Genomic DNA, 7,470 nt, shown 5'->3' on the forward strand with positions numbered 1-7,470 from the left:
CAGCAGCCAGCCGCGGCGCGATGGCAGGGCAGGGGTGGTCTGGCGAGACGGGTGAAGGGGGTGTTGGCGTTGCGGCATCGTTGCTTGGCTCCTGGTACGGGCCTGCGCGGTGGCTGCTGGTGTGCTGTTGCTGCTGCTGCAGCCGAGGCGGGCAGGCGGGTTCGCGGATGGCTTTGATGCGCATTGTGCCGATAAATGGCGGGCCGCGTGCGATGCGTGCGTCATATGCTTATGGCGAGCGCGGGCGCCAATGGGGCTCGGCGAATCGCGCAGGGCGGAATCGCCCCCGGTAGAATCGCGCCCATGTTCGCCAACTCCCGCACGATCGCATCGGCCCAGACCGATGCCCACCAGCAGCTCGCCACCCGTGTCGCCCGCCATCTCGCCGAGCCGTTCCGCAAGCCGATCGGCGAGGTCAGCCGGCGCGCGCTCGATGCGGCGCTGGCCAGCTGGCAGGCCGCCGGCGGGGCGCCGCTGATCCTCGATTCCGGCTGCGGCGTCGGCGAAAGCACGCTGCGGCTGGCACAGGCGCATCCCGACCACTTCGTCATCGGCGTGGACCAGTCGGAGAAGCGGCTGACGGCCGGCAAGGACTGGTGGCAGGGCGCGCTGCCGGACAACTTCGTCTGGGCCCGCGCCGATCTGGTCGACGTCTGGCGCCTGCTGCAGCGCGACCGCATCGCGGTGGCGCGCCACTACGTTCTGTATCCGAATCCGTGGCCCAAGATCGGTCACCTGGGGCGGCGCTGGCATGGCCATGCGGTGTTCCCGGCGCTGGCCGCTTGCGGCGACTATCTGGAGTGCCGCAGCAACTGGCCCGTCTATATCGACGAATTCGCGCAGGCGCTCGCGCTGGTGGGCCGGCCCGCGCGTACCGAGCCGTTGCATCCCGAGCCACCGATGACGCCGTTCGAACGCAAGTACCAGGCCTCGGGCCATCCGCTGTGGCGCTGCGTCAGCGAGGGACCGGCGCCCCAATGAAAACGGCCCGCATCGCTGCGGGCCGTGGACCTGTCTGTCGTCTCCGCGAAAGCGGGGATCCAGTGACTGCAGTGGTTCGCAAGACGCTGGGTCCCCGGCTGCGCGGGGACGACGGGGATGCGAAACCTCAGTGGAACAGCGGCTGCTGCGTCGGCGCGTCCTCGGGCAGTTCGGCGTGCACGATCTCGCCGGAGCGGTCGGCGTACAGCGGCGTGCCGCAGTCCTCGCAGTATTCGGGATCGAACAGCGAGGCGTGGCGAAAGATATCGTCGACGCCGGCGTTGCGCAGCTCCTCGCAGATCTGTTCGAGCGGATTGCCTTGCCCGCTGTCGTCGATCTCGCCCGACTCGCGGCCGTAGACCGGCCAGACGATGCCGTAGATCACGTCCTTCTCGCCGCGCATCGTGAACGCGACGCGGTATTCCTCGACCTCGTCCTCGCCGAATGCCGCGGTCACCGCCGCCAGCTGGCCCGCGGTGATATCGAGCGTGCCGCACAGATAGTTGACCGCGGCCCGCACCGTCAGCGGACGGATGCTCTTGTCCGACTCGCGGCACGACAGGAAGAAGGCGTCGGGCAGCAGCAGCTCGAATTCGCAGCCGGGCAGCAGCAGCGCCAGCGAGGGCTGGACCTGCGTGCGCCATTGCTCGAGGCAGACCGAGCGCTCGGCGTGGTGTTCTTTCGACTCTTCTTGCCAGCGGAACAGCGGCTGCTCGTGCTCGGCGACGACCACCGCCAGCAGATAGCGCGGGTCGGCCAGGATGGGCGCCGTCTCCGGCAGGTCGCGCAGGTCGACCTTGGGCGCGACGCCGGCCAGCGCGGCCGAGATCAGCTTGTGGGTCAGCGCGAAGGTGTCGCTATGGGTGCGCGGCAGCTGGTCGATGCTGTAGAGATAGGGCGACAGCGCCATGCGGGCGTTGGAGGCCACCACATGCGCCTGCAGGTGCACGGCCAGCGTCTGCGCCTGCTCGGGCTTGAGCGCGCCGGACGGAATCGCGTAACGGGTGTGGGCCAGGATCGGCGCCGCGATCAGCAGCGCGTCGTAACGCACGCCGTCGATCTCGACCGTGGCGGATTCGGCCAGCGTCTCGGCCTGCTCGGCGAGCACGTCGGAGGCGTCGACGTTGTGCTTGAACAGATGCTCGAGCGCGGCGTCCAGCGCGGACTGGCTGCCGTTTTTCAGCAGCCGGCCCAGGCGTTGCGATAGGCGCCGTTCCCAATACGCGTCCTCCATGCGGCTACCGGACGCGTCGAGCGCGAGCGCGTCGGCGACCAGACGCTCGGCGTCCGGCGACAGTCGTTGAGAGGCCTTGGGGCGAAAACCTGCCATATGCTGAGTTCATCCGTTTTTCGGTAAAACGGTATTCTACTCGTTGCGTTGACACGGCCCAGCGAACGCATGGGCAAACCCTGATGGATCGGCCATGTGCCGCTGGGGCGGCGTGTCGGCGTCCGGCGCCTGTCCGGCACAAGTGTGACGCCTCGGAACGGTGTCCGCCTGGGATTCGGGCCCGTCAGGGCCGCCGGGTCACTTCTGGGTCGCGGTCTCGCCCGAGGCCGGTGCGTGGGTTTCGGCGCCGTGCTGCTCGCCGCCCATCGAGACGTCGCCGCCTCCCTGCATCAGCAGCATCAGGGCGGCGCCGGCGATGACGATAAAGGCGATCAGGATCTTGGCCATGCTTGTCTCCTAAGTCTCGATGGCGGCCCCTGGAGCGGGGCCGCGCTGTTCTACGAATGAGACCGAGTGTGGCAGCGCAGCCTTGCGTGGAACTTACATACGTGCGCGCTGGAGCCATGACAGATTCATGACACGGCCATGGCGCCCGGTCGCACCGGACCCGGGGCCATGGCGCGGCGCCTGAGCAGCGACTAAGCCACCAGCAGCTGCCGCAGCACGAACGGCAGGATGCCGCCGTGGTTGAAGTAGTCGACCTCGATCGGCGTGTCGATGCGCAGCAGCAGCGGCACGCGCTGGGTCTGGCCGCCGTCGCGGTGGATCACCAGCGTGACGTCCTGCTGCGGGCGCAGTTCGCCCTCGATGCCTTCGATGTCGAAGGTCTCGGTGCCGGTCAGGCCCAGCGACTGCGCGCTGTCCTCGCCCTTGAACTGCAGCGGCAGCACGCCCATGCCGACCAGGTTCGAGCGGTGGATCCGCTCGAAGCTGCGCGCGATCACGGCCTTGACGCCCAGCAGCTGCGTGCCCTTTGCCGCCCAGTCGCGCGACGAGCCGGTGCCGTATTCCTCGCCGCCGAACACCACGGTCGGCGTGCCTTCGGCGATGTACTGCATCGCCGCGTCGTAGATCGACAGCTGTTCGCCAGACGGCTGGAACAGCGTGTAGCCGCCCTCGACGCGGGTGCCGTCTTCCCGCGGCGGGATCATCAGGTTCTTGATGCGGACATTGGCGAACGTGCCGCGCATCATCACCTCATGGTTGCCGCGGCGCGAGCCGTAGCTGTTGAAGTCGGCTTTCAGCACGCCGTTCTTGAGCAGGTACTTGCCGGCCGGCGAGGTGTCCTTGATCGAGCCCGCGGGCGAGATATGGTCGGTGGTCACCGAGTCGCCAAAGATGCCGAGCGCGCGGGCGCCGCGGATGCTGCGCGCGCCGCTGTCCGGCTCCATCGTGAAGTTCTCGAAGAACGGCGGCTGCGCGATATAGGTCGACTTCGGCCAGTCGTAGACCTGGCCCGAGGTGCCCTTGATCTTGCCCCACAGCGTGCTCGGCTTCTTGACCTTCTCGTAGTTGTCCTTGAAGGTCTCCTCGTCCATTGCGAAGCGCATCAGCGCGTTGACCTCGTCCGAGGTCGGCCAGATGTCGCCGATATAGATGTCGCGCCCGTTCTTGCCCTTGCCCAGCGGCTCGGTCATCAGGTCGCACAGGATATTGCCCGCGATCGCATAGGCCACGACCAGCGGCGGCGAGGCGAGGAAGTTGGCGCGGATGTTCGGATGGATGCGCGCCTCGAAGTTGCGGTTGCCGGACAGCACCGCGGCGGCCACCAGGTCGTTCTGCACGATGGCCTCGTTCAGCGACGGGGCCAGGTCGCCGGCATTGCCGATGCAGGTGGTGCAGCCGTAGGCGGTGACGCCGAAGCCCAGCTTCTCCAGGTACGGCAGCAGGCCGGCGGCCTTCAGGTATTCGGTGACCACGCGGCTGCCGGGGGCGAGCGAGGTCTTGATGTGCGGCGCGACGTGCAGGCCCGCCTGCACCGCCTTCTTGGCCAGCAGCCCGGCGGCCAGCATCACGCTGGGGTTTGACGTGTTGGTGCACGAGGTGATCGCCGCGATCAGCACGTCGCCGTTGCGCACCGAAATGCCGTCCGAGGTCTTGTAGACGCGCTCCAGGTCGGCCGGGTCCTTGCTGAAGCCGTTCTCGGCGACCGGCTTGCTGAACAGGTCGGCGAAGGTCTGCTTGACGTTGCCGATCTCGATCCGGTCCTGCGGACGCTTGGGGCCGGCCAGCGACGGCGCGACGGTCGACAGGTCCAGCGTCAGCACCTTGGTGTAGTCGATCTCGCCGGCGCGCGGCACGCCGAACAGCTGCTGCGCGCGGAAATAGGCCTCGAACGCGGCGATCTCCTCGGGCGTGCGGCCGGTACCGCGGAAATACTCGATGGTCTTCTCGTCGACCGGGAAGAAGCCCATGGTCGCGCCGTACTCCGGCGACATGTTGCCGATGGTGGCGCGGTCCGGCACCGACAGGCTGGCGGTGCCTTCGCCGAAGAACTCGACGAACTTGCCTACCACCTTCTCGCGGCGCAGCATCTCGGTGATCGTCAGCACCAGGTCGGTGGCGGTGACGCCTTCGCGCAGCCGGCCCTGCAGTTCGACGCCGACCACGTCCGGGGTCAGGAAGTAGACCGGCTGGCCCAGCATGCCTGCCTCGGCCTCGATGCCGCCGACGCCCCAGCCGACCACGCCGATGCCGTTGATCATCGTCGTGTGCGAATCGGTGCCGACCAGCGTGTCCGGGTAGTAGACGCCTTCCTTCTGGTGGACACCGCGCGCCAGGTATTCGAGATTGACCTGGTGCACGATGCCGAAGCCGGGCTGCACCACGCCGAAGGTGTCGAACGCCTGCATGCCCCACTTCATGAACTGGTAGCGCTCGTTGTTGCGCTGGAATTCGAGCTGCATGTTCAGGTCCAGCGCCTTCTTCTCGCGGAAGTGGTCGACCTGCACCGAGTGGTCGACCACCAGGTCGACCGGCACCAGGGGCTCGATCTTCTTCGGGTTCTGGCCCATCTTCTCGGCCACGTTGCGCATCGCGGCCAGGTCGGCGAGCAGCGGCACGCCGGTGAAGTCCTGCAGCACCACGCGGGCGACCACGAACGGGATCTCGTCGACGCGCGCGCCGTTCGGGTCCCAGTTGGCCAGCTGGCGCACGTGTTCCTCGGTCACCTTCTTGCCGTCGCAGTTGCGCAGCACCGATTCGAGCACCAGGCGGATCGACACCGGCAGGCGCTCGACGGCGACGCCCAGGGCCTTGCCCAACTGCGGCAGCGAGTAGAACTGTCCCTTGGTGGAAGGGCCGATCTGGAATTCTTTGAGCGTGTCGTTCAAGTTGTGGGGCATTGCCTGACTCCAATCGAAGAGGTGCTGTTTGCGGGACTTCGTGCGGACTTCGTACGGGACGTTGTGTGAGCTTCGCTGCGCGTCGGCATCACGTGGCGGATGGCCATGGCGGAGAACGCGGTGCTGGGTGACGGCATCAGCATTACTTTATGCGTCACCTCCGGCACGGGCAACCCGCACGCCACTTGGGGCTTTGCGCATGCTATACCAGTAAAAGAGCGGAACAAATCACATCTTGGGATGGTTTCCCGAGACGCCCGATCGGTAACCGAAGGGCAACCCAAGGATGCCGCGCCGGGGCCGATACGACTTTTCACGGCGCTAGATGACGTACAGATCGACGTACTCGTGCACCGGCATGGCCTCCAGCGCCGCCTGGTCCAGCGATACGTCGAGGATCGCCTGCTGCTGTTTCGGCGGAAAGCGGCGTGCCAGGTTCGTCCTGAACTTCTCGACCAGCAGCGGGATGCCGTCCGCGCGGCGGCGCCGGTGCCCGATCGGGTATTCGACCGCCACCTCGGGCAGCACCGTGCCGTCGGCCAGCTCCACCGTCAGCGCATTGGCGATCGAGCGCTTGTCCGGATCGTGATAGTCGGCGGTAAAGCCGGCATCCTCGACGCAGACGATCTTTTCGCGCAGGGCGTCGATGCGGGGATCGGCGGCGACACTGTCCTCGTAATCCTCGGCGGTCAGCCGGCCGAACAGCAGCGGCACCGCCACCATGTACTGGATGCAGTGGTCGCGGTCGGCCGGATTGGCCAGCGGCCCCTGCTTGTCGATGATGCGCAGGCATGCCTCGTGGGTGCGGATGGTCACGCGCCGGATCTCGGCCGCGCCGCGGCCCATGCCGTTCAGCAGCCCGTGCAGCGTCATCGCGGCTTCGACCGCGGTCTGTGCGTGGAATTCGGCCGGGAACGAGATCTTGAACAGCACGTTTTCCATCACGTAGGAGCCGTACGGGCGCTGGAAGCGGAACGGCTTGCCGCCGAACAGCACGTCGTAGAAGCCCCAGGTCTTTGCCGTCAGCACCGAGGGATACCCCATCTCGCCGGTCCTGGCGATCAGCGCCAGCCGCACCGCGCGGCTGGTGGCGTCGCCGGCCGCCCAGCTCTTGCGGCTGCCGGTGTTCGGCGCATGCCGGTAGGTGCGCAGGCTCTGGCCGTCGACCCAGGCCAGCGACAGCGCATTGACGATCTCGTCGCGCGACAGGCCCAGCATCTGCGCGACCACCGCGGTCGAGGCGACCTTGACCAGCACCACATGGTCCAGCCCCACCTGGTTGAACGCGTTCTCCAGCGCGATGCAGCCCTGGATCTCGTGGGCCTTGATCATCGCGGTCAGCACGTCCTTCATCGTCAGCGGCTTTCTGCCGGCCGCGACGCGCTGGCGCGACAGCCAGTCGGCGGTGGCCAGGATGCCGCCGAGGTTGTCGGACGGATGGCCCCATTCGGCCGCCAGCCAGGTGTCGTTGAAGTCCAGCCAGCGGATCATCGTGCCGATGTTGAAGGCGGCCTGTACCGGGTCGAGCTGGAACTGGGTGCCGGGGACCCGGGCGCCGTGCGGCACCACGGTACCCGGTACGAGCGGGCCGAGCAGCTTGGTGCAGGCGGGGTAGGACAGCGCCTCGAGGCCGCAGCCCAGCGTATCGATCAGGCAGTTGCGGGCAGTGTCGTAGGCGAGGGCGCTCTTGACCTGGTACCGGGTCACATAGTCGGCAATGTCGACCAGTACCTGGTCCGGCTCGGGACGGGCGTCCGGACGGAGGTCCGGACGCAGATTCGGATGGAGATGCGGATTGGCTGCCGACACGACACTTCCCCTCGGTGTGGTGCTGCGTGGCCCCGCGGGCAGGCACCCGCGGGGCCGGGTGCCGCGTCTTACTGGCGCGGCGCCACTTGCTGCTCGGTGGCGCCG

At 67.5% G+C, this 7,470-nt stretch carries 5 protein-coding genes; 1 reads left to right on the forward strand and 4 read right to left on the reverse strand.

Annotated elements, in window-relative coordinates; all coding sequences use genetic code 11:
• Nucleotides 1–303 precede the first annotated feature (303 nt).
• Nucleotides 304–981 carry a tRNA (guanosine(46)-N(7))-methyltransferase TrmB gene (locus B551_RS10605; RefSeq protein WP_006579015.1) on the forward strand — a complete coding sequence of 226 codons (678 nt, stop codon included), beginning with the start codon at nt 304–306 and terminating at the stop codon, nt 979–981.
• A gap of 127 nt (nt 982–1,108) precedes the next feature.
• On the opposite strand, the gene B551_RS10610 is transcribed toward B551_RS10605, so the two are convergent.
• From B551_RS10610 to B551_RS10620, 4 genes are all read right to left on the reverse strand, one after another.
• On the reverse strand, nt 1,109–2,311 hold the full coding sequence (locus B551_RS10610) for a DUF2863 family protein (RefSeq protein WP_006579014.1): 1,203 nt from the start codon (nt 2,309–2,311) through the stop codon (nt 1,109–1,111).
• Between the two features lie 198 nt (nt 2,312–2,509).
• Nucleotides 2,510–2,659, reverse strand: coding sequence for a hypothetical protein (locus B551_RS26505; protein WP_023264052.1), 150 nt, complete (start codon nt 2,657–2,659; stop codon nt 2,510–2,512).
• 191 nt (nt 2,660–2,850) lie between these two features.
• Nucleotides 2,851–5,556 (reverse strand): aconitate hydratase AcnA, encoded by a 2,706-nt coding sequence (gene acnA / locus B551_RS10615; RefSeq protein WP_006579013.1) that lies wholly within the window; start codon nt 5,554–5,556, stop codon nt 2,851–2,853.
• A gap of 321 nt (nt 5,557–5,877) precedes the next feature.
• The gene (locus B551_RS10620) at nt 5,878–7,332 is read right to left on the reverse strand and encodes a bifunctional 2-methylcitrate dehydratase/aconitate hydratase (RefSeq protein ID WP_043438762.1); all 1,455 of its coding nucleotides are present in this window, start codon (nt 7,330–7,332) and stop codon (nt 5,878–5,880) included.
• Nucleotides 7,333–7,470 lie beyond the last annotated feature (138 nt).

The sequence above is a fragment of the Cupriavidus sp. HPC(L) genome (genome assembly GCF_000307735.3).
In the GTDB taxonomy this organism is placed as follows: Bacteria; Pseudomonadota; Gammaproteobacteria; order Burkholderiales; family Burkholderiaceae; genus Cupriavidus.